This window comes from Sphingomonas sp. SP1 (genome assembly GCF_058313395.1).
In genome coordinates, this window is the sequence record NZ_JBZFLC010000001.1 from 1,986,488 (window position 1) to 2,006,059 (window position 19,572).

Annotated in this window: 19 protein-coding genes; 5 read left to right on the forward strand and 14 right to left on the reverse strand. The window is 65.4% G+C overall.

The features are described from left to right. Positions 1-15 precede the first annotated feature (15 nt). Positions 16-1,146, reverse strand: coding sequence for an NAD(P) transhydrogenase subunit alpha (locus tag AC4GYS_RS10040; protein WP_491108937.1), 1,131 nt, complete (start codon positions 1,144-1,146; stop codon positions 16-18). A gap of 8 nt (positions 1,147-1,154) precedes the next feature. After that, positions 1,155-1,304 (reverse strand): aa3-type cytochrome c oxidase subunit IV, encoded by a 150-nt coding sequence (locus AC4GYS_RS10045; protein ID WP_491108938.1) that lies wholly within the window; start codon positions 1,302-1,304, stop codon positions 1,155-1,157. Positions 1,305-1,417: 113 nt separating this feature from the next. Here AC4GYS_RS10045 and AC4GYS_RS10050 point away from each other — a divergent pair, with 113 nt between their 5' ends. Continuing rightward, complete coding sequence (locus tag AC4GYS_RS10050; protein ID WP_491108939.1) at positions 1,418-2,854, forward strand: sigma-54-dependent transcriptional regulator; 1,437 nt, start codon at positions 1,418-1,420, stop codon at positions 2,852-2,854. Between the two features lie 36 nt (positions 2,855-2,890). After that, positions 2,891-3,655, forward strand: coding sequence for a phosphodiester glycosidase family protein (locus AC4GYS_RS10055; protein WP_491109403.1), 765 nt, complete (start codon positions 2,891-2,893; stop codon positions 3,653-3,655). Here AC4GYS_RS10055 and folP read toward each other — a convergent pair. The 9 genes from folP to AC4GYS_RS10100 form a co-directional block, all read right to left on the reverse strand. Further along, positions 3,603-4,667: a dihydropteroate synthase gene (gene folP, locus AC4GYS_RS10060; RefSeq protein ID WP_491109404.1), complete on the reverse strand. Its 1,065-nt coding sequence runs from the start codon at positions 4,665-4,667 to the stop codon at positions 3,603-3,605. The two genes, AC4GYS_RS10055 and folP, sit on opposite strands and share 53 nt — an antisense overlap. Then, the gene (locus AC4GYS_RS10065) at positions 4,667-5,806 is read right to left on the reverse strand and encodes a site-specific DNA-methyltransferase (protein WP_491108940.1); all 1,140 of its coding nucleotides are present in this window, start codon (positions 5,804-5,806) and stop codon (positions 4,667-4,669) included. The genes folP and AC4GYS_RS10065 overlap by 1 nt, the downstream gene beginning before the upstream one ends. 191 nt (positions 5,807-5,997) lie before the next feature. Further along, positions 5,998-6,627 (reverse strand): ribonuclease HII, encoded by a 630-nt coding sequence (gene rnhB, locus AC4GYS_RS10070; protein WP_491108941.1) that lies wholly within the window; start codon positions 6,625-6,627, stop codon positions 5,998-6,000. 5 nt (positions 6,628-6,632) lie between these two features. Continuing rightward, entirely contained in the window at positions 6,633-7,883 is a 1,251-nt protein-coding gene (gene thiD / locus AC4GYS_RS10075) for a bifunctional hydroxymethylpyrimidine kinase/phosphomethylpyrimidine kinase (RefSeq protein WP_491108942.1), read from the reverse strand. Positions 7,884-7,937: 54 nt separating this feature from the next. Next, positions 7,938-9,272, reverse strand: a complete 1,335-nt coding sequence (gene glmM, locus AC4GYS_RS10080; protein WP_491108943.1) for a phosphoglucosamine mutase — start codon at positions 9,270-9,272, stop codon at positions 7,938-7,940. A 51-nt stretch (positions 9,273-9,323) separates the two neighbouring features. Next, positions 9,324-9,989, reverse strand: coding sequence for an NnrU family protein (locus tag AC4GYS_RS10085; RefSeq protein ID WP_491108944.1), 666 nt, complete (start codon positions 9,987-9,989; stop codon positions 9,324-9,326). Then, positions 9,986-11,359, reverse strand: coding sequence for an amidohydrolase family protein (locus AC4GYS_RS10090; RefSeq protein WP_491108945.1), 1,374 nt, complete (start codon positions 11,357-11,359; stop codon positions 9,986-9,988). The genes AC4GYS_RS10085 and AC4GYS_RS10090 overlap by 4 nt, the downstream gene beginning before the upstream one ends. 71 nt (positions 11,360-11,430) lie before the next feature. After that, positions 11,431-12,822 carry an amidohydrolase gene (locus AC4GYS_RS10095; RefSeq protein ID WP_491108946.1) on the reverse strand — a complete coding sequence of 464 codons (1,392 nt, stop codon included), beginning with the start codon at positions 12,820-12,822 and terminating at the stop codon, positions 11,431-11,433. Beyond that, positions 12,822-14,462, reverse strand: coding sequence for a peptide MFS transporter (locus AC4GYS_RS10100; protein WP_491108947.1), 1,641 nt, complete (start codon positions 14,460-14,462; stop codon positions 12,822-12,824). Before AC4GYS_RS10100 ends, AC4GYS_RS10095 begins: the two co-directional genes overlap by 1 nt. A gap of 104 nt (positions 14,463-14,566) precedes the next feature. Between AC4GYS_RS10100 and AC4GYS_RS10105 the strand changes: the two genes are divergently transcribed. Both AC4GYS_RS10105 and AC4GYS_RS10110 read left to right on the forward strand, forming a co-directional pair. Then, positions 14,567-15,169, forward strand: coding sequence for a nitroreductase family protein (locus AC4GYS_RS10105; protein ID WP_491108948.1), 603 nt, complete (start codon positions 14,567-14,569; stop codon positions 15,167-15,169). 40 nt (positions 15,170-15,209) lie between these two features. Beyond that, positions 15,210-15,560 carry a GntR family transcriptional regulator gene (locus tag AC4GYS_RS10110; protein WP_491108949.1) on the forward strand — a complete coding sequence of 117 codons (351 nt, stop codon included), beginning with the start codon at positions 15,210-15,212 and terminating at the stop codon, positions 15,558-15,560. Here AC4GYS_RS10110 and AC4GYS_RS10115 read toward each other — a convergent pair. After that, complete coding sequence (locus AC4GYS_RS10115) at positions 15,557-17,233, reverse strand: acyl-CoA dehydrogenase family protein (protein ID WP_491108950.1); 1,677 nt, start codon at positions 17,231-17,233, stop codon at positions 15,557-15,559. The two genes, AC4GYS_RS10110 and AC4GYS_RS10115, sit on opposite strands and share 4 nt — an antisense overlap. A 59-nt stretch (positions 17,234-17,292) precedes the next feature. Here AC4GYS_RS10115 and AC4GYS_RS10120 point away from each other — a divergent pair, with 59 nt between their 5' ends. After that, positions 17,293-18,216, forward strand: coding sequence for an L-threonylcarbamoyladenylate synthase (locus AC4GYS_RS10120; RefSeq protein ID WP_491108951.1), 924 nt, complete (start codon positions 17,293-17,295; stop codon positions 18,214-18,216). A gap of 6 nt (positions 18,217-18,222) precedes the next feature. Here the strand turns inward: AC4GYS_RS10120 and msrA are convergent, their stop codons facing one another. Together msrA and AC4GYS_RS10130 are read right to left on the reverse strand one after the other, a co-directional pair. Then, entirely contained in the window at positions 18,223-18,771 is a 549-nt protein-coding gene (msrA, locus tag AC4GYS_RS10125; RefSeq protein WP_491108952.1) for a peptide-methionine (S)-S-oxide reductase MsrA, read from the reverse strand. 48 nt (positions 18,772-18,819) lie between these two features. Further along, a complete protein-coding gene (locus AC4GYS_RS10130; RefSeq protein ID WP_491108953.1) occupies positions 18,820-19,518 on the reverse strand; it encodes a PilZ domain-containing protein in 699 nt (232 codons plus the stop codon). Positions 19,519-19,572 lie beyond the last annotated feature (54 nt).

The window sequence follows — 19,572 nt, forward strand, 5'->3', positions numbered from 1 at the left end:
AAATTGCCGAATTCCTCACACTGTGCGGAGCCGGTCATTTACGATCTCTCCTGCGTTGGTCAGACGGATGGCTGAAACGATTTCGTCGTCGTCGGGCAGCACTGGAGCGTTGTTTTCCTTGTCCCAGAACGCGGACAAGAAGTTAAAGAGGTTGCGCGCGTATAGTGCTGATGCGTCGGAAGGCAGGCTGCGCGCGAGGTTCGTGGCGCCGATAACGGTAATGCCGTGCACGATCACGGTCTCGCCCGCGCGCGTGCCCTCGACGTTCCCGCCTGCGTCGGCAGCGAGGTCGACGACCACGCCGCCCGGCCGCATCGACGCAAGCTGGTCGTCACTGATCAACCGTGGGGCGGGCTTGCCGGGGATGAGGGCGGTGGTGATCACGATGTCCTGCTTGGCGATGTGGCCCGAGACGAGCTCGGCCTGGGCGCGCTGATATTCGGTCGAGGTTTCGCCAGCGTACCCGCCCTGCCCTTCGCCCTCGATGCCCTGAACGCCCTCGACGAAGATCGGCTTCGCACCAAGGGACTGGATCTGTTCGCGGGTGGCGGAGCGCACATCCGTTGCGCTGACCTGAGCCCCGAGCCGGCGCGCGGTGGCGATCGCCTGGAGACCGGCGACGCCCACGCCCATCACGAAGACGCGGGCCGGGCTGACGGTACCGGCGGCGGTCATCATCATGGGGAAAGCCCGGCCATAGGCGGCCGCTGCATCGATGACCGCCTTATAGCCGGAGAGGTTCGACTGGCTGGACAGGATGTCCATCGACTGCGCCCGGGTAATGCGCGGCATCCATTCCATCGCCAGCGCCTGCAGCCCTGCCGAAGCGTAACCGTCGATCTGCTCACGGCGGCGCACCGGATCCAGAGCCCCCACCAGAAGGGCATCGCGGGGTGCGCCAGACAGCGCGCCCGGTTCCGGGCCGGCCACGCACAGGATGATCCCGGCGCCGCCCAGCACATCCTGGCGCGAGCCGATCCTGGCCCCCGCAGCCGCGAAATCCTCGTCGGAAATGGCCGCGTCGCGACCAGCGCCGCGCTCCACCGCGACCTCGGCGCCGAGCGAGACGAATTTCCGGACTGTTTCGGGAATCGCCGCGACCCGGGTCTCGCCCGTTCCGGTCTCCGCCAGGACCGCGATCTTCAACCGATCGCTCAGTTGGAAATGATCACAAGTACGATCATCGCGACGATGAACGAGGCGATCGCGCCCCATTTCAGCATGGCCATGACGCGGCTGTAGTCGCGGGCATGGTGTTCGAAATCCACTTGTGCCCCGTCCTGATTGTGAACCTGATCCGCCATTCTTGTCCCCTGGAAACCTTTGCGTGACCGTCGTCATAGCGAGGCACGGGCGTCGCCCCAAGCCCCTCGATGCTTTAAGCCCGTCTTTACTGGTCCGCCTGTAAGGCAACAGCATGCGCGCGGACACCATCCGTTTTCTGCTGTTGATCGACGCCGACCCGGCCGAGCGCCGGGTGGTTGCGGCAACGGCCGGCCGCGCCGGCTGGAACACCATCGGCGCACCCGGCGTGCAGGAAGCGGTCGAATTGCTGGGCGGCCCCCACGGGCACGAGGTACGGGCGGTGTTGCTCGGAACGTGGGACGCAGCAGGCGGACCTGCAATGGTTCGGGCCTTGCGCGCCGATCGCCCGGGCCTGCCAATCATCGTGCTGGCCGAAGGCGGCGAGATTTCGCATGCGGTCAGCGCCATGCGCGCCGGCGCTTCCGACTTCCTTGCACGTCCGGTCGCGCCCGAGCGGCTGACCGAGGCCCTGTCGGTCAACGCCGATCGCCGCCGCGCCGTCGGCGAACTGGCGCCGCTATCCGAGAAGCTGGCGCCCGCGTTGGCGCTTGAAGAGCTGGTCGGCTCCGCCCCTGAGTTCCGTACCGCGCTGGCGATCGCGGCGAAGGCGGCGCGAAGCCGCCTCCCCCTGCTGGTCGTGGGCGAGCAGGGAGCAGGCAAGGAAACGATCGCCCGTGCGATCCATGCCGCCTCGCCGCGGGCCAAGGGACCGATCCTGCCCGTGGACTGCAAGTCGGTCCCGGCGAACATCATCGACAGCGAACTGTTCGGGCACGTCGCCGGCGCTTTTCCCGGGGCCTTCGCCGAACGGATCGGCAAACTGGTCGAAGCCGATGGCGGCAGCCTGTTGCTGGATAATGTGGACCAGTTGCCGGGCAATACCCAGGCCTTGCTCGACCGCGTCCTGGCCACCGGCGAAGTCCACCCGGTCGGGTGCAACGGCAGCAACTCGGTCGACGTGCGGGTGATCGCCACCAGCAGCGCGGAGCTGCCTGAAAGTTTCCACGCCGGACTGGCCGAGCGCTTGACCGCCACCACGGTCACCGTCCCCCCCTTGCGGGAGCGGAGCAGCGACATTCCCGCGCTCGCCCGTCATCTGCTGGCGCGGATCGCGGGGCAGCCCGGCATCAGGCCGCTGTCGATCGGCAACGATGCGCTGGAAGTGCTGATGCGCTACGGCTGGCCCGGCAATGTTCGGCAGCTGTCGAATGTGCTGTTTCGTGCCGCCCTGCAATGCGCCGGCTCCTCGCTGACGGCGGAAGACTTTCCCCACATCGCAATGCAGGCCAAGTTCAACAACCGGGCGCACGACCATGCGCCAGAGATTGGCAAGGCAGCGACCGACGCCGCAGTTTCCGGCGGACCGGGCATCACCCTGTTCCGCGGTGACGGCCATCTCCGCAGCCTGGAAGAAGTCGAAGCCGACATGATCCGCCTGGCGATCGGCCATTATCGCGGCAAGATGACCGAGGTCGCGCGGCGGCTCGGGATCGGGCGGTCGACCCTGTATCGGAAACTGGGCGAGCTGGGCATCGACAACGGCGGCTAAGCCGGCAAGGTGGGGACGATGCGCCCTGCCCTGTTCATGATCTGTCTGACCTTGCTTTCGTGCCGGGAAGCAACGCCCCACCGCCCGAAGACCGAGACCCGTGAGGTCGCGTCTGCCTGCCGCCGCGAGATGTTCGAAGGAAGCAGCTTTACCCGGTGCTCCGAAGACGATGGCCGCATCGAGATCCGAGGCGGAGCCCGGTCCTTCGCCGCCCTTGGTCTCGAATCCGAGCGGGTCGCATTCGCGATGAACGCCGGCATGTTCGACGATCAAGGACGGGCGATCGGGTTGCTGGTGGAAGACGGCAAGCAGGTGCGAGCCATCAACCGACGGAAGGGTGGCGGCAACTTCCACCTGCTGCCCAATGGCGTGTTCCTGACGACGCGTGACGGCCGGGCCGACGTCGTCGCCAGCGCGGATTACAAGCCGTCGTCCGACGTCAGTTTTGCGACTCAGTCGGGGCCGATGCTGCTCATCAACGGCAGGCTTCACCCTGAATTCAATCCTGACGGTCAGAGTCGGTACGTCCGCAACGGTGTGGGGATCGCGCCCGATGGAACGGCGGTGTTCGTCATTTCCGACGACCTTGTCAGCTTCGGCAAACTGGCTCGTTACTTCCGCGACAGGGTGCAGGCCCAGAATGCGCTATACCTGGATGGATCGGTCAGCAGCTTGTGGGACCCGGCAGTGGGCCGACAGGACAGTTTCGTGGAGCTTGGGCCGCTGGTGGTGGTGTTTCGCCGGGCGGCTATCGCGAACGCGGGGTCAAAGCCTGGTCGCGAAGCCCCCGCCAGACCTTGAGGGCCTGGACCGTAGGATAGACGTCGTGGACGCGAATGAGCTGGGCGCCCTGCTCCGCCGCCTTGACCGCCAGCGCGATGCTGCCGCCGAGGCGCTGGTCGGCGGGCGCCTCGTTGTGGAGCGCGCCGATGGTGCGCTTGCGGCTGGCACCGAGGACGAGTGGACAGCCGAGGCCGTGAAGGGCGGCGAGACCGTTCATCAGTTCAAGATTGTGCGCCACCGACTTGCCGAATCCGATCCCCGGGTCGACCAGAATGCGCTCACGCTTGATGCCCAAGGCCTCGACCGCGGCGATGCGTTCTCGCAGCCATAACCAGACTTCGGCCAAGGCCCCACGCGGATAAGTCGGGCTTTCCTGCATGGTCTCAGGATTGCCCTGATGGTGCATCAGGATGACCGGTACGTTCGCAGCGGCGGCGATCTCGGGTGCGCGATGGTCCCAAGTCAGGGCGGACACGTCGTTGATCAGCCGCGCACCGGCGGCGAGGGCACGTTCCATGACCACGGCCTTGCGCGTGTCGACCGATACCGCGACCCCACCGGCGGCAAGCGCCCGGACGACCGGCTCCACGCGCTCAATCTCGTCGCCTTCCCACACGGGCCGCGCGCCGGGCCGAGTGCTTTCGCCGCCGACATCGATGATGGCCGCGCCCTGCTCCGTCATTGCAAAGCCGTCGTCGGCACTGCCGGACGCGCCGCCGTTGGAGAAGCTGTCCGGGGTGGCGTTGAGGATGCCCATGACCTGCGGCTGATCCAGCCGAATGGTCCGTTCGCCCAGCGTCAGGGGGGCGCGTGGGTTCGTAAGGCGCTGCCACTGCCCCGCGGTATCATCATCATCATCCAGACGGCGCTCAATTTCGGTGACCGGGACGAGTTCCGTGTCCGGCTCGCCGACCCTGATGATCTCGACCAAAGCAAACCAGTTGAGCCCGCCGGCAAGCCGCGCGACCTTGCCGTCGTGGCCGAACGGAGCGTCGACGAAGCCGGTCGGGCGGAGAATGGTGCTGGAGATCACTCGAGCCCCGCCAGATGCTCCTGGCGGATAGCGTCCAGCGGAACCAGCCGGCCTTGCCGTTCGACGTGCCAGAAGGTCCAGCCGTTGCAGCTCGGTGCCTTGTTGAGGCCTGCCCCGACCTTATGGATGGAGCCGGTGTGTGGGCCGCAGCTGAGCGAGCCGTCCGCGCGGACCGACGCGGTCCAGCGGCGCTTGGCGTCCCACAGCATGGTCCCCGCCGGGCAAAGGCCGCTTTCGACCAACAGGCCAAAGGCAACCCGCGGCTGCGACCGCTTGTCGGGCACGGTTGTCATTGCGCTTTCGTCGAGCGGAAGCGTGGAGGCAATGCGCCGCTGGGCTGCCCGCACATAGTCGGTTTCGCGCTCGATGCCGATCCACTTGCGCCCCAGGCGACGCGCGACCGCGCCAGTGGTGCCGGTTCCGAAAAACGGATCGAGTATTGTGTCGCCCGGTTTGGTGCAGGCGAGCAGCACGCGGTAGAGCAGGCTTTCCGGCTTTTGGGTCGGATGCGCCTTGTGGCCGTCGTCGCCCTTCAGCCGCTCGGCGCCCGAGCAGATCGGCAGCACCCAGTCCGACCGCATCTGCAGGTCGTCGTTCAGGGCCTTCATCGCCTGATAGTTGAAGGTGTATTTCGCCTTCTCGTCCTTGGCGCACCACAGCAGCGTTTCGTGCGCGTTGGTGAAGCGAGTGCCGCGGAAGTTCGGCATCGGATTCGCCTTGCGCCAGACGATGTCGTTCAGGATCCAGAAGTCGGCGTCCTGGAGCAACGAGCCAACGCGATAAATGTTGTGATAGCTGCCGATGACCCAGATGGTACCGTCGTCTTTCAGGATCCGGCGCGCTTCGGCGAGCCAGGCGCGGGTGAACGCGTCGTAGGCGGCGAGGCTGTCGAACTTGTCCCAGTCATTGTCGACCGCGTCGACGCGGCCGCCTTCCGGCCGGAACAGGTCGCCGCCGAGTTGAAGGTTGTAAGGCGGATCGGCGAAGATCATGTCGACCGACTTCGCGGGAAGCTTCGCCATCTCTGCGATGCAATCGCCCTGGATGATTCGGCCGTCGTCAAGCGATGCGGCTTTCGCGGTCGCCCGCTCGGGCGAGCGAACAGGCGCCTCGCGGACGGGAAGAACTAGGTTCATGACTAACTGGCCCCCTCTTGCGGTGCATGGTGAGTCCGGGGGGAGTCCGGGTCAACCGCGAAGAGGTTAACGTGTGCCGGGATCCGGCGGAACGGAACGAGTCCGAAATGATGCGTACACAAGATGTTGAGTCCCTTGCAGGCTCAAGGACTCAACCTCTGGTGGTGTGACTCGAAGGACTCAGCCGTGCCCTATTCGGCGGCGAAAAGGCTTGGTTGGGCCGCCGTGGCAAGTACTTCGCGGACTAGGCCGAAGCTCTTGCGGTGCAACGGCGTGGGACCAAGCTCGCGCAGCGCGCGGCGGTGGTCGGGGGTGGGATAGCCCCGGTTTCGCTCCCACCCATAGCCGGGATGCACCTCGGCATATTCGGCCATGATGCGGTCGCGCGTGACCTTGGCGACGATCGACGCGGCGGCGATCGAGCGGCACTTGGCGTCGCCGGCGACGACCGCAACCGATGGACGCTCCCACTTGGGGCAGCGGTTACCGTCGACCATGACCATGGCCGGGTCAAAGCCCAAAGCCTCGACCGCGCGGATCATCGCCAGCATCCGCGCCCAGTAGATATTGAGGCTGTCGATCTCTTCGACGGTGCAGATGCCGACGCCGCAACGCGCCTGCCGCTGAAGGCGGGTGTAGATCGCCTCGCGGGTTTCGAGATCCAGCTTCTTGCTGTCGTCGATGCCGCGGGGAAACCGGTCGCGGTCCAGCACGACGGCCGCCGCCACCACCGGGCCGGCGAGCGGCGCGCAGCCCGCCTCGTCAACGCCGGCCAGCGGCATCGGGTGATTGCGCTCAAGCTTGAAACAGGGTCGTCCCACCGTCGCTAGGGTAGGACGGCGCGCTTCACCTCGAAAGAGTCGATTTGCGCCGGCGGGCTCGGCTCGTCGCGTTTGTCGTCCGCGGCCTCTTCGCTCAGCCGCCAGGGCGGATAGCGGCGATGCTCGCCAGCCTTGTAGAGAAAGATGATGTTGCCGGACGGGTCGCGCAGGCGGGCCTCGCGCCACATCCACGGCTGATTGCGGGGGCCATGCTCGAACGGCAGGCCGGACCGGGCAAGTTGCTCAACGCGAGAGTCGAGATCATCGCATTCGAGATAGATGGCGGTCGTTGGCGCGATGTCCTCTTCCGGATCGATCTGGATGGACAGGCTGGCCCCGCCCCACATCTCGAAGCGGGCATAGCCATTGTCGGGACTATCGATGATCTGCCGGAGGCCGAGCGCACGGTAGAAGCCAATCGATTTCGCATAGTCCTTGCCGGTGATGGTCACCTGGTTGAGCCGTGGCCCGCCGCCAACGTCGAGCCGGACCTGGCCATGCCCCATCGGCCCGTGCCCCTGCCCCAGCCCCGGCGCCTCGTGCAGGGCCATGCGGACGAACTCCCGAGAGGAGCCGATGGCGGTGGCGAGATCCTGCCGCTGGGCGAGGCCGACGGCGATGGCGCTGGCGAGTGTGCAGCCTGTGCCGTGCGTGTGCGGCGTGTCGATGCGCGAGCCCTGCCAGCTCGTCATATTGTCTTCCTCGATCAGCGCATCGCCAATCGTGTCGCCCTCGTCGTGACCACCCTTGATCATCACGGCGCAGCGGTGCGCACCGACCAGGGCGAGCGCAGCTTCGACCGGGTCTTCCTTGCCGGTCAGCCGCTGCAACTCGGGCAGGTTAGGCGTTGCGATGGTGGCGATGTCCATCAATCGGCCAAAGGCGGCAACGGTCGCCTCGTCGGCCAGATCGGCGCCGCTGGTCGCAACCATGACGGGATCGAACACGATGGGCACGCCTTCCAGCCGTTCCAGCCTATCCGCAACCACGTTGGCGGTGAAGGCGGAGCCGATCATGCCGATCTTGACGGCGTCCACCCCGATGTCGTCGACGACGGCGTCGATCTGGGCGAGTACGGTTTCGGCCGGTACCGGGTGAACGGCGGTGACTCCGAGGGTGTTTTGCGCCGTGATGGCGGTGATGGCTGTCATGGCATGGCCGCCAAGCATCGTGACGGTCTTGATATCCGCCTGAATGCCAGCGCCGCCCCCGCTGTCGGAGCCCGCGATGATCAGGATGCGGGGGGTTGTTGTCATTGCATTGGGCCCAATCTTGTTAGCCGCCATAGGCTGGGATTGCCCAACAAAGCGTTAAGCAGCCTCCACCGCGGCGCAGATGCGCTCCACGACCGAGCGAACCTGCGCCTCGTCGTCGCCCTCGGCCATGACGCGGATGAGCGGTTCGGTCCCGGACTTGCGGATGACCAGGCGGCCCTTGCCGTTGAGTTCTGCCTCCGCTTCGGCGATGCAGGCCTGGACCTTCGCGGTGTCGAGCGGAGCTCCGCCCGCAAAGCGTACGTTCTTGAGCAGCTGTGGAACGGGTTCGAACTGGTTGAGCAATTCGCTGGCCGGCTTGCCCTGCCCCACCATCGCGGCAAGAATCTGCAAGCCCGCGACGAGCCCATCGCCCGTCGTCGCATGGTCGGTCAGGATGATATGTCCTGACTGTTCGCCGCCGACATTGCACCCGGTCGCACGCATCGCCTCAAGCACATAACGGTCGCCGACCTTGGTGCGTTGAAGGCGAAGCCCCTCGCTCTCGAGTTTGCGCTCCAGCCCCAGGTTCGACATCACGGTGGCCACCACGGCATCGCCGCGAAGCAGCCCCTGCCGCTGCTGATCGAGCGCGATCAGCGCCATCAGCTGATCGCCGTCGATCACCTTCCCTGCTTCGTCCACGACGATCAACCGGTCCGCGTCGCCGTCCAGCGCAAGGCCGATGTCGGCCCCGGCCGCCACCACCGTTTCCTGCAGCAGTTGCGGGTGGGTGGAGCCGCATGCGTCGTTGATGTTGGTGCCGTTGGGACGAACGCCCAGCGGCACGACATCGGCCCCCAATTCCCACAGCGCGTCGGGCGCGACGTGGTAGGCCGCTCCGTTGGCGCAATCGACCACGATCTTCAGCCCGTCGAGGCGAAGCCTTTCCGGAAAGGTGGACTTGGCGAAGTGGACGTAGCGCCCCCGTGCGTCGTCGATCCGCTTGGCGCGCCCAATCCTGTCCGCCGCCACCAGCTCCGGATCGGCCTCGAGCCGTTGCTCGATCGCAAGTTCGTCGGCGTCCGACAGCTTGTAGCCGTCCGGGCCAAACAGCTTGATGCCATTGTCCGCGAACGGATTGTGGCTGGCCGAGATCATAACTCCGAGGTCGGCGCGCATCGAGCGGGTCAGCATGGCGACCGCCGGCGTCGGCATCGGTCCGAGCAAGACCACGTCCATGCCGACGCTGGTGAAGCCCGCCACCAGGGCCGATTCCATCATATAGCCCGACAACCTGGTGTCCTTGCCGATCACGACCCGGTGGCGGTGGTCGCCGCGAAGGAAGTGCGAGCCTGCCGCCTGACCGACCTTGAGGGCAATTTCCGCCGTCATCGGGGCGGTATTGGTCAGACCCCGGATGCCATCCGTGCCGAAGAACTTGCGTGCCATGCTTGCGCCTCTACTCGCATTGTCAGGGCGTTAGAAGCTCGCCTTATTCCGTCACCCGAGCCATTGCCACACTCCGACAGGAAGCGGGTGGAGCCAGGTTGCGACCAGGAACAATGCGGTGCCTCCAAGCAGGGCAAACCAACCCGGGAAAGCGATGCCGCGGCCGAAGGGGAGAAAGCTGGTGCGGTCGAGCCACTCCGTCCACCGCTCGCCAAGCTGCGCCTGTTTCTTGCGGTCCTGCGCGGCGGCGCCGACGAGGGCGAGAACCAGCACCGCTGCTGCGATCGCCAAAGCCGACGCCTCCGGATTCACGATGAGGTGTACGATCGCCCAAAGCGCGAAGCCCCACATCATGGGATGCCGGGTGATGCGGAACACCCCCACCGGTCGGCCGATGACCGCGTCATGGGCACCCATGGTCTGCACGGCGGGATTGCGGACGAGTGAGCCGGCGAAAAGAATTGCCCCGATCCACATCAAAACGGCAGCGACCGACCAGCCGAGCTGGCCCACGTCCCACAGTCGGTCTTCCGGCCCCACCTCACGCCGGGCGAGCACCATCGGAATGAAGGTCGCCAAAGCCACGGCCGAATACGCCGCGGAAAAGCCGCGTGGGCCGAGGCGGCGGACCAGCGATGCACGCAGCGGATGCGACAGCAGGAAGTGCGTTGCGACGAAGGCGGTCGCCCAAAGCGCCACGATCGCCGCGCCGCTCACCGCCGGTATGCTTCCGGCAAGGTGTCCTGCCTGAGATCGCGGTACCGATCGCGGAGGCGCGTCTGACGCGTAGTCAGCGGTTGCTGGACCCCGTCGATCAGCACCACTTCCGCGGCGCTGGCGTTGTCGAGCGGGTCCCCGGACCAGATCACCACGTCGCCGCGGCGACCCGGCTGAAGACTGCCGATCTCACCGCCCACGCCCACCGCCTCCGCCGGTGCCGAAGTGATGAGGCGCAGGGCTTCACCCCAGCTGACGCCTGCCGCGCCCGGCACCTTGCTCAATGCGACCAGGTTGCCCGCATAGAAGCGCGCCCGGCTAGCCATGCGGGTATCGTCATCGTTGATCGTCCCGATCGCGACATTCACCCCGGCGTTACGCATGCGCCCGACATTGCTCTGGGTGGCGGCCAGGCTTTCGAAGCTGGCCGGCAGATCACTGACGGCGGAGGCGATCACCGGAATGCCGCTGGCTGCAAGTCGGTCGGCCACCAGCCAGCCTTCGTCGCCGCCGACGATCACCAGGCGAAGACGCGGAAATTCCCGTTTCAGCCCGATCACCTGCAGCAGATCCGTCGCCCGCTCGGCATGGATCATCAGGATCTGTTGACCGCGCAGCACCGGCACCAGGGCCGCGGCGTCGAAGCGGGTCAGCAGCACGTCGTCACTGCGACGCACGTCGGCCGTAAGCAGCCGCTCGTCGCGGGGCTGCTCCGGTACGCCGGGACGCAGGCGCGTGCCCCCACCGGTCAGCGGGGAGGAAAATCGGCCAAGCTCGGCAGCTTCCCGAAGCGCATTGCGCAGGAGCACATGGGAAGACGCGCGCGAACCTCCGGCTTCGTCGGCGCCTTGCTCGCCGAGCTCGACGAACTGGAACAGGCGTGGCCGCGTAATGGCGTCGAGATCGGCGCCGGTGTCGATCAGCGCGCCCTGCCCGGCGAAAATGCTCCGGCCGGTACCGGGCGCGACGATAGCGCGAGTGACGCCTTCCGACCGGTTCACCGCCACCGGCTGACCGTTCGGATTGATCGCCGGAGCAACGTCGAGCGCGGCGCTGAACGGCCCGTTGGCGCTGATATCGGTGGCGGCGTCGACCGCGTCGACATCACTGAGACCGAGGCGGGAAAAGCCGGCGACGAGGCCGGGCGTGACCCATTTGCCCGAAGCGTCGATCAACTGCGCGCCCGCCGGAACGGGTATCTGGCGACCGGCGCCGAGGACGCGGCCGTCGCGGATGACGACGATGCCGTTCTCGATCGGCTCCGACCCGTCGCCGAGCGCAACCGTTCCGCGAACGATGGCGACGGTCTGGGCGGTGGCGGCGTGGGCACCGATCAATGCCCCGGCGACACCGCAAAGCAGCCCTGTCATGCCGAGCCAGGATAGACGTTTTCGCGCAACTGAACTTCTGCCTGCGCGGGGGTGACGGCGGGCCGGACTCGTCATTTCACGTCTCCTTCGCCCGGCTGGCCCAGTTCGAAATCGCTGACCGGCCGAAGCCGCGGATTGTTGGCGTCGTACATCAGGGCCCCGTCAATCCATACGCTTTCGGGGCGGGTGTAGGTGCTGAACGGATTGCCGTTCCACAGCACGACGTCGGCCATCTTGCCCGGTTTCAGGCTGCCGGTCTGTTCGAAGATTCCGAGCGCCTTGGCTGCGTTGCCGGACAGCCAGGTCCAGGCGTGTTCCTCGGTGATACCAAGGCCGGCGCGACGCCCTGCCGCCATCGCCTTGGCGGCTTCCTGATTGAGCCGCTGGATGCCGTTCGGATCGTCGGAATGGACGATGGCGCACGCGCCCGCCTTGTCGACGAAGGCGATGTTCTCCTTGATGGCGTCGTAGGATTCCATCTTGAAGCCGTACCAGTCGGCCCACATCGCCGAGCAAATGCCTTCGCGCTGGAGCAGGTCGGCGATCTTGTAGCTTTCCACCGCATGGTGGAAGGTGCCAATTTTGTACCCCATCTCCTTCGACAGATCGATCATGATCGCCATTTCGTCGGCGCGGTAGCAATGGTTGTGGACCAGGATCTGACCGTCGAGGACGCCGCGTAGCGTATCCTTGGCGAGGTCGCGGTCCGGCATGTCGCCGCCGTCCGCCTCATATTTGTCCCACTCGCTGTCGTACTTCTTCGCCTCGATGAACGTCTGGCGAGTAACGGCGATGTTGCCCATCCGGGTGGACGGTATCTGGCCCTTGGAGCCGTAGACCCGCTTCGGATTTTCACCACATGCCATCTTCAGGCCGTAGGGCGCTTGCGGGAACTTCATGCCCTGCATGGTGCGCGCTGGCACGTTCTTGAGAGTGACCGAGCGGCCGCCGAACAGGTTGGCCGAGCCGGGGAGGATCTGCAGCGCGGTCACGCCGCCGTTCGCAAGCGCCCGCGAGAAGCCCGGGTCCTGCGGCCAGACACTGTGCTCGGCCCAGACCTCGGGCCGGGAAGGACCGGTCGCCTCATTACCGTCGTCATGGGCCTGCACGCCTGGCGACGGATAATCCCCAAGATGGGAGTGAACGTCGATGATGCCGGGCGTGACATATTTGCCGTGGCCATCGATGGTTCGGGCACCGGCCGGAGCGGTCAGTCCCCGACCCACCGCCTGCACCTTGCCGTCGGCAAGCAGGATGTCGCCATTGTCGATCCGCCCGCCTTCGCCATCGAGAATGGTGACATTGCGGATCAACGTGGGCGTGCCGGGATAGGCCCGATAGGTGGACGGGTACGGATCCTGATTGATCCGTACCGCCGCTCCCTTCGGCTTATTCCCTGTTGCGGCGCACCCGGTGAGGAGGGCGGCTGCGAGCGCCACCCCCGCAATCGCCCCCCTGGTCATCAGGCCTCCTTCGGCTTGCCGGGCGCCGTCTCACCCTGTGGGAACATGCCCGGACCCTGGTTTTCCGCCAGCTCGTCGCGACCGGCGAGCTCGTCCTTGCCGAGCGTGTCGAGATGCATCCAGCGCTTGACGATGGGCGAGAGCATCAGAACGACCACGCCGGCTCCGATCGCGATCCAGCCGAACAGTTCGTACACGTCCAGCAGGCCCTGCTTGCTCATTTCACCATCATGCCCACCGGTGGCTTCGCCGATCTTGCCGGCGACGAAGTTGCCGACGGCCGTCATGTAGAACCAGGCGCCCATGATCAGCGACGCCAGGAACTTGGGCGCGAGCCGGTTCATGGCGCTAAGGCCGACGGGCGACAGGCAAAGCTCTGCGGTAGTCGCGAAGAAATAGTAGGCGAAGACCAGGATGACCGGGGTCATCGCCGCTACGCCATAAGCCTCCGCGCCCCAGACCAGGACCAGGTTGGCAAGCCCCATCTGCGCCAGCGCAAGGCCGAACTTGGCGGGAGCCGAGGGCTCGGATTTGCGGCGCCCCAGGGTGACCCACAAGCCGGCGAAGATCGGCGCCAGGATCATGATCAGGATGGGATTGATCGATTGGAAGATCGACGCCGGAACCCCCGACCGGTCGACGAAGCGATCGGTGAACAGGTTCATCGATCCGCCTGCCTGCTCGAACAGGCCCCAGAACAAGGGATTGAGGCTGATCAGGAAGAGGATGGCGAACATGCGCTCGCGGGGTTCCTTTTCCAGCTTGAAGCTTTCGTAAAGGACGTAGCCGAGCAACCCGATGCCGGACACCACCAGCAACCCCTGGATGACGTCCTGATACTGAACCAGCGCCCAGATCACGGCGACGGCGGCAAGACCGATACCGTAAAGGGTCCACTCCTTGTTCTTGGACAGCGGCCGGGGCGCTTCACCCGCGCCCTTCAGCGTTGGCTTGCCGAGGACGAAGACGACCAGACCCGCAAGCATCCCGAGCCCCGCCAGGCCGAAGCCATAGCCCCAGCCGATGGTCTCGCCGAGGTAGCCGACCAGGATCGTACCGATGGCAGCGCCGACGTTGATGCCCATGTAGAAGACCGTGTAGGCGCCGTCGCGGCGAACATCGGTCAGCGAATACAGCTGGCCCACCATCACGGAGATGTTCGCCTTCAGGAAGCCGGAGCCGACAATGATGAAGGCGAGCGCGGCCCAGAAGACGTTGATCGCCGGGTCGGTCTGGCCGCCCGTGCCTTCAACCGCCATCAGGCCATGCCCCGCCGCCAGCAGGATGCCGCCGAACAGAACCGCCTTGCGCTGGCCGAGGTAACGGTCGGCAAGATAGCCGCCCAGCACCGGCGTGATGTACACCAGGCTGGTGTAGGCGCCGTAGATCAGGTTGGCCTTGTCATCGGCGAACAGCCAATGCTTGGTCAGGTAGAAGATCAGCAGCGCCCGCATGCCGTAGTAGGAGAAGCGCTCCCACATCTCGGCAAAGAAGAGCATGTACAGGCCCTTGGGGTGGCCGGCGAACTCCGGCTCCTTCTGGATGGCGACCTTCGCGCCAGCGGTAAGGAAAATACCAAGAACAAGGACGGCGATTGCGGCAATCCAGTCGCCCTCCTGCCAAAGACCCATGGGCTTCATGCAATTATTTCCCTGATGACACGCGCGATGCGCCGGAATGGGCGCGCACCCTAACGGTGAAATTCGCCTTGCCAAGCGCATTGTGACAGGCGTGTGTGGCCCTTATGTCGCGCTCAGCCATGTTCAACGAGCTTTCTTCCCCCTTGGCCTACCTGCGGTCGCGCCGATCGGGGCGCCTGCGCGAAATGGTTGGCCCGGGGCCGACGCCCGAAGAGCTTGCGCAGATGATCAAGATCGCCGCACGGACGCCTGATCACGGCAAGCTTAATCCGTGGCGGTTCGTGGTCGTCGACCGGGAACAGCGTGATGAACTTGCCCGGCTGCTGCGTGACGCGCTGCAGGCTGCCGATCCGCAGGCCACCGCGGCCCATTACCAGAAGGCCGACGAGTTCGCCCAGGGCGGCGAAGCGCTGGTAGTGCTGTTGTCGGCCCCGGTCGAAGGGCACAAGATTCCGGGATGGGAACAGCAATTGTCGGTCGGCGCCGTCGCGATGAACCTGTTGCACGCCGGGCACGCCATGGGCTTCGTCGGGAGCTGGCTGACGGGGTGGGCTGCCTACGATCCACTGGTTACCCGCGCGTTCTGTCTGGGGGCTGAGCGGATTGCAGGGTTCTTCTTCTTCGGATCACCCGCGCTGCCCCTGCAGGAGCGGCCGCGCCCGGAGCTGCCATCCGTCATGCGCAAATGGATCCCGCCAAACCGGTAATCGACTTGCAACCAAATCCGCCGCGCTGTATTAGGACAGCATGACGCTCCGTTCATCGCCCGACAAACCGGTCTACGTTCGACTCCGCGAGATCATTTCCGAGCGCATCATCGCGGGCCGTTACAAGGATGGCGATCCCCTTCCTTCGGTTCGCGCCTTCGCGGCCGAGCAGGGAGCCAACCCGCTGACTGTCGCCAAGGCCTATCAGGGCTTTCAGGACGATGGACTGATAGTCGTGCGTCGGGGCGTGGGCATGTTCGTGGCCTCGGGCGCCCGATCGCGTCTGAGCGAGGCCGAGCGCAGATCCTTTATCGAGCAGGAATGGCCGGCCATTCAGGACCGAATGGAGCGGCTTGGGATCGACCCGGCGGACCTGCTGGCGAAGGCTTAGGCGAGCGCCTCGGCGGGAACGGAATACAACAGCCTGGCGCCTTCTTCGGCGCCGGCGGCGAGCCCAAGGGCTTCGGGCACAATCACCGACAGGAAATATCCGGCGGCGGCTTTCTTGGCCTGTTCGAATGGGGTGTCGCCCGTTGCCGCCTTCGATTGCCGCTCCAGTAGCCAGCCGGCGGTCAACACGGCGCACATGGTGAGGAATGGGTAGCTGCCCGCCAGCCGATCGTCATGATCGGCCGCGCGAAGCGTAGCGGCGGCGACTTCGACGGCGTCGGCAAGCGCCTCGAGCGAAGGCGTTTCAGTCTCCGCCCTGATGTCGGCAATGAGCCCGTCGAACGCAAGTCCGCCGTCCAGGCCAAGCTTACGGCCGACAAGGTCGGCGGCCTGAATGCCATTGGTCCCTTCATAGATCGGCGCGATCCGCGCATCCCGGAAATACTGGGCCGCGCCGGTTTCCTCGACATAGCCCATTCCGCCATGAACCTGCACGCCGAGGCTGGCGACGTCGCAACCAACGTCCGTGCACCATGCCTTGACCAGCGGTGTAAGCAGGTCCGCTCGCATCGCCGCTTGGGCGTCTCCCGAATGTCCGCGATCGACCTGGCCGAAGGCGTAGTAGGCAATGGCGCGCGCACCGCCAGTCAGGGCACGCATTCGCAACAACATCCGGCGGACGTCCGGGTGCTCGTGAATCGCGACCGCCTCGCGGCTGGCTGCCCCGACGCGCGCCGACTGGACCCGGCCAAGAGCGTAATCGACCGCGCGCTGCGTTGCCCGCTCGGCGATGCCGACCCCCTGCAGCCCGACGTTCAGACGGGCATTGTTCATCATGGTGAACATCGCCCGCATGCCCCCATGCTCCCGCCCGATCAGCCAGCCGGTCGCGCCGCCATCGTCACCGTAGGACATGACGCATGTCGGTGAAGCATGAATACCCAACTTGTGTTCGATCGACACGCAGCGCAGGTCGTTGCGGCTTCCGCCCGGCAGGATCTTCGGGACCAGGAACAGCGAGATTCCACGCGTGCCGACCGGGGCATCGGGCGTGCGGGCAAGCACGAGATGGATGATGTTGTCGGCAAGGTCGTGCTCGCCATAGGTGATGTAGATCTTGGTCCCGGTGATCCGCCAGCTTCCGTCACCGTTAGGCTCGGCGCGGGACTTCAGTGCTCCGACATCCGAGCCCGCCTGCGGCTCGGTCAAATTCATGGTCGCCGGCCATTCGCCACTGACGATCCTGGGCAGATAATCACGCTTCTGCTCCTCGGAGCCGTGCGCTTCCAGCGCCTCGATAGCGCCCATGCTCAGCATCGGGCACAACGCAAAGGCCAGGTTAGCGGCGTTCAGATCCTCCATCACGGCTGCGCCGAGCGCCAGTGGAAGTCCCTGCCCGCCAGCATCCTCAGGCGCGGCGATGGTGCCCCAGCCACCCTCGACGAAATGGCGATAGGCGTCGTGGAAACCCTGCGGCATGGCAACGCCGTCGGACGACCATTTCGCCCCGACGGTATCACCGACCCGATTGAGAGGCTCCACTTCACCCTCGGCGTAGGCCGCAGCCCCTTCGAGCACTGCGTCGACCATATCGGCCTGATTGGTGAGTTCGCCGATCCGGACGACATGGTCGAGAACGAAGCGCTGATCCTGAACGGGGCAACGAAACGTCATGAATTGTCCTCTTCCAGTGGCTCTTGTGACCGATCGATCGATGCCATAGCGGCATGGGCATGTCCGTTCCAGAGACCCGTGTACGGCCTTTCGGCCCCGAAGCGCTCGCCGAAGCCGTCGCGCTCATCAAGGCGGGGCAGCCGGTGGCCGTTCCGACGGAGACGGTTTACGGCCTCGCCGCCGACGCGACCAATGGCGAAGCCGTGGCTCGCATCTACGAGGCCAAGGGAAGACCAAGCTTCAATCCATTGATTGTCCACGTCGCGGACTTCGCCGCAGCGGAACGGTCCGGGGTTTTCAACGATGCAGCCCGCGCCCTTGCCGCCGAGCATTGGCCGGGGCCGCTAACGCTGGTCGTACCCCTGCGCGAGGATGCACAAATCGCCTCGTTGGTAACCGCCGGTCTGCCAACCATTGCGCTGCGAGTGCCTGCTCATCCGATCATGCAGGCCTTGTTACGGGACGTCGCAAAGCCGCTTGCCGCGCCGTCTGCAAACGCCAGCGGGCGGATCAGCCCGACACGCGCCGAGCATGTACTGGGTTCGCTGGCGGGTAGGATCGCGCTGATATTGGACGGAGGAGCAAGCGAGCGCGGGATCGAAAGCACCATCGTGGCTGCGACCGGCGGCGGGCTGCGCCTGTTGAGGCCTGGGCCGATTACGATCGAGGGAGCGGTAACCTCAGCAAAGGGGATCGAAGCGCCGGGAATGATGGCCAGCCACTATGCTCCGTCCAAGCCGGTTCGATTGAACGCATCGTCGGCCGAGACAGGCGAATGGCTGATCGGGTTTGGCGAGGTGGGCGGCCATGCCAACCTGAGCCTGACCGGGGACCTGACCGAAGCGGCCGCCAATTTGTTCGCCAGCCTGCACGAAGCGGATGCGCAAAGCTTGCCGCGCATCGCCGTCGCACCCATCCCTGACCAGGGCCTGGGATTGGCGATCAATGACCGGTTGCAGCGAGCCGCCGCCGACCGTCCCTAGCGTTCATCAGGCGATCGCCGAAGCGTTCTTCAACCGATCCTGAAAGCTCTTTCGCAGCTTTTGCAGCTTGGGCGGGATCGTGGCGAGGCAGTAAGGATTGCGCTGGCCTTCGGTGGCCCAATAGTCCTGGTGATAGTCCTCGGCCGGGTACCATTCCGCCTTGGGCTCGATCGTCGTGACAATTCGCCCGTCTTGATCTGCGTTGAGTGCCGCGATCTTCGCGCGAGCCTGCTGTTCCTGCTCTTCGGTCTCAGGAAAGATCGCGGAGCGGTATTGCGTACCGATGTCGTTACCCTGCCTGTTGAGCTGGGTCGGGTCATGGATCGCAAAAAAGATGTCGAGCAGGTCGCCGTAGCCGATCTGATCGGGATCGAAAGTGACCCGGATGGCCTCGGCGTGCCCGGTGTCGCCGCCGCAGACCTGCTTGTAGGTCGGATTGACGGTCTGTCCGCCGGTGTAGCCGCTCTCGACCGACTTCACTCCCACGACATCGAGGAACACTGCTTCGGTGCACCAGAAGCATCCGCCGGCAAGGACTGCAACCTGATCGGCCATCAACAACACTCCGCTAATTTCCTGTGCGGAGGGATGTAGGGGGCCGCCCTAGCGCTTGTAAGAGGCTTTCAGGCTGGCAAGTTCGAGGCGCTTCCCGACCCATTCGGCGAGTTCCTCGAAGCGGAGCTCATGGTCGAAGACGATGCCAGCGCGCCGTTCGGAGTACCACCGGACTTCACCTTTGATTGGCCGGAGGCTTTCGACCACCACCGTGACCTGCTTGCCAAGGCAATATTCGTCGATCGGCGCGACCTTCATGCCGCCGAGCGAAATGTCCTGGACGTCCACCTTGTAGTAGGTCCGTCCGACCTTGACTGACGCCTTGCAGTCCACCTCCAGGCGAGGCGGCCGCGCGCGAAAGCCATGCCGCGGCTTTCGGCCAGCCAGAAGCTCCCCCAGATCGACATTCTGATCGAACTTGATCCCGATCGTCCGGTCGCGGAGCCAGACCACGACGGACGGAATGCGTTGGGACGAAAATTCGACTTCCACCTGCTCACCCACCGTGGGGAGGGCGGTGCAATCGCCCGCCAGGCCGCCGGCCGACACGTTACGCAGGCGAATGAATTGCTCACCAGTCGCGCTGACCAGCTTGGCAACTTGAAGCGTGGAATAGACCCGGTCGTCGGAACGCCGGTCGGTGGGACGAGGAACGGCCGTGCTCAGCGAAACGGTCGTGGTTTCGAAGGCCGTGCTTTCGTCCGAGGGGCGACGGCCCCCTGCCCGTCGGATCAGGCTTTGAAACACCCTTTCAGTCCCCTTTTGCAACCACCTAAGCGAGCCTTGTGCATTCCGCATGGT

Coding starts and splice junctions, on each gene's coding strand:
- AC4GYS_RS10045 (WP_491108938.1), bottom strand. CDS start 1,304: ATGGCGGATCAGGTTCACAATCAGGACGGGGCACAAGTGGATTTCGAA.
- AC4GYS_RS10050 (WP_491108939.1), top strand. CDS start 1,418: ATGCGCGCGGACACCATCCGTTTTCTGCTGTTGATCGACGCCGACCCG.
- AC4GYS_RS10055 (WP_491109403.1), top strand. CDS start 2,891: ATGATCTGTCTGACCTTGCTTTCGTGCCGGGAAGCAACGCCCCACCGC.
- AC4GYS_RS10065 (WP_491108940.1), bottom strand. CDS start 5,806: ATGAACCTAGTTCTTCCCGTCCGCGAGGCGCCTGTTCGCTCGCCCGAG.
- thiD (WP_491108942.1), bottom strand. CDS start 7,883: ATGACAACAACCCCCCGCATCCTGATCATCGCGGGCTCCGACAGCGGG.
- glmM (WP_491108943.1), bottom strand. CDS start 9,272: ATGGCACGCAAGTTCTTCGGCACGGATGGCATCCGGGGTCTGACCAAT.
- AC4GYS_RS10090 (WP_491108945.1), bottom strand. CDS start 11,359: ATGACAGGGCTGCTTTGCGGTGTCGCCGGGGCATTGATCGGTGCCCAC.
- AC4GYS_RS10095 (WP_491108946.1), bottom strand. CDS start 12,822: ATGACCAGGGGGGCGATTGCGGGGGTGGCGCTCGCAGCCGCCCTCCTC.
- AC4GYS_RS10100 (WP_491108947.1), bottom strand. CDS start 14,462: ATGAAGCCCATGGGTCTTTGGCAGGAGGGCGACTGGATTGCCGCAATC.
- AC4GYS_RS10105 (WP_491108948.1), top strand. CDS start 14,567: ATGTCGCGCTCAGCCATGTTCAACGAGCTTTCTTCCCCCTTGGCCTAC.
- AC4GYS_RS10110 (WP_491108949.1), top strand. CDS start 15,210: ATGACGCTCCGTTCATCGCCCGACAAACCGGTCTACGTTCGACTCCGC.
- AC4GYS_RS10115 (WP_491108950.1), bottom strand. CDS start 17,233: ATGACGTTTCGTTGCCCCGTTCAGGATCAGCGCTTCGTTCTCGACCAT.
- AC4GYS_RS10120 (WP_491108951.1), top strand. CDS start 17,293: ATGTCCGTTCCAGAGACCCGTGTACGGCCTTTCGGCCCCGAAGCGCTC.
- msrA (WP_491108952.1), bottom strand. CDS start 18,771: ATGGCCGATCAGGTTGCAGTCCTTGCCGGCGGATGCTTCTGGTGCACC.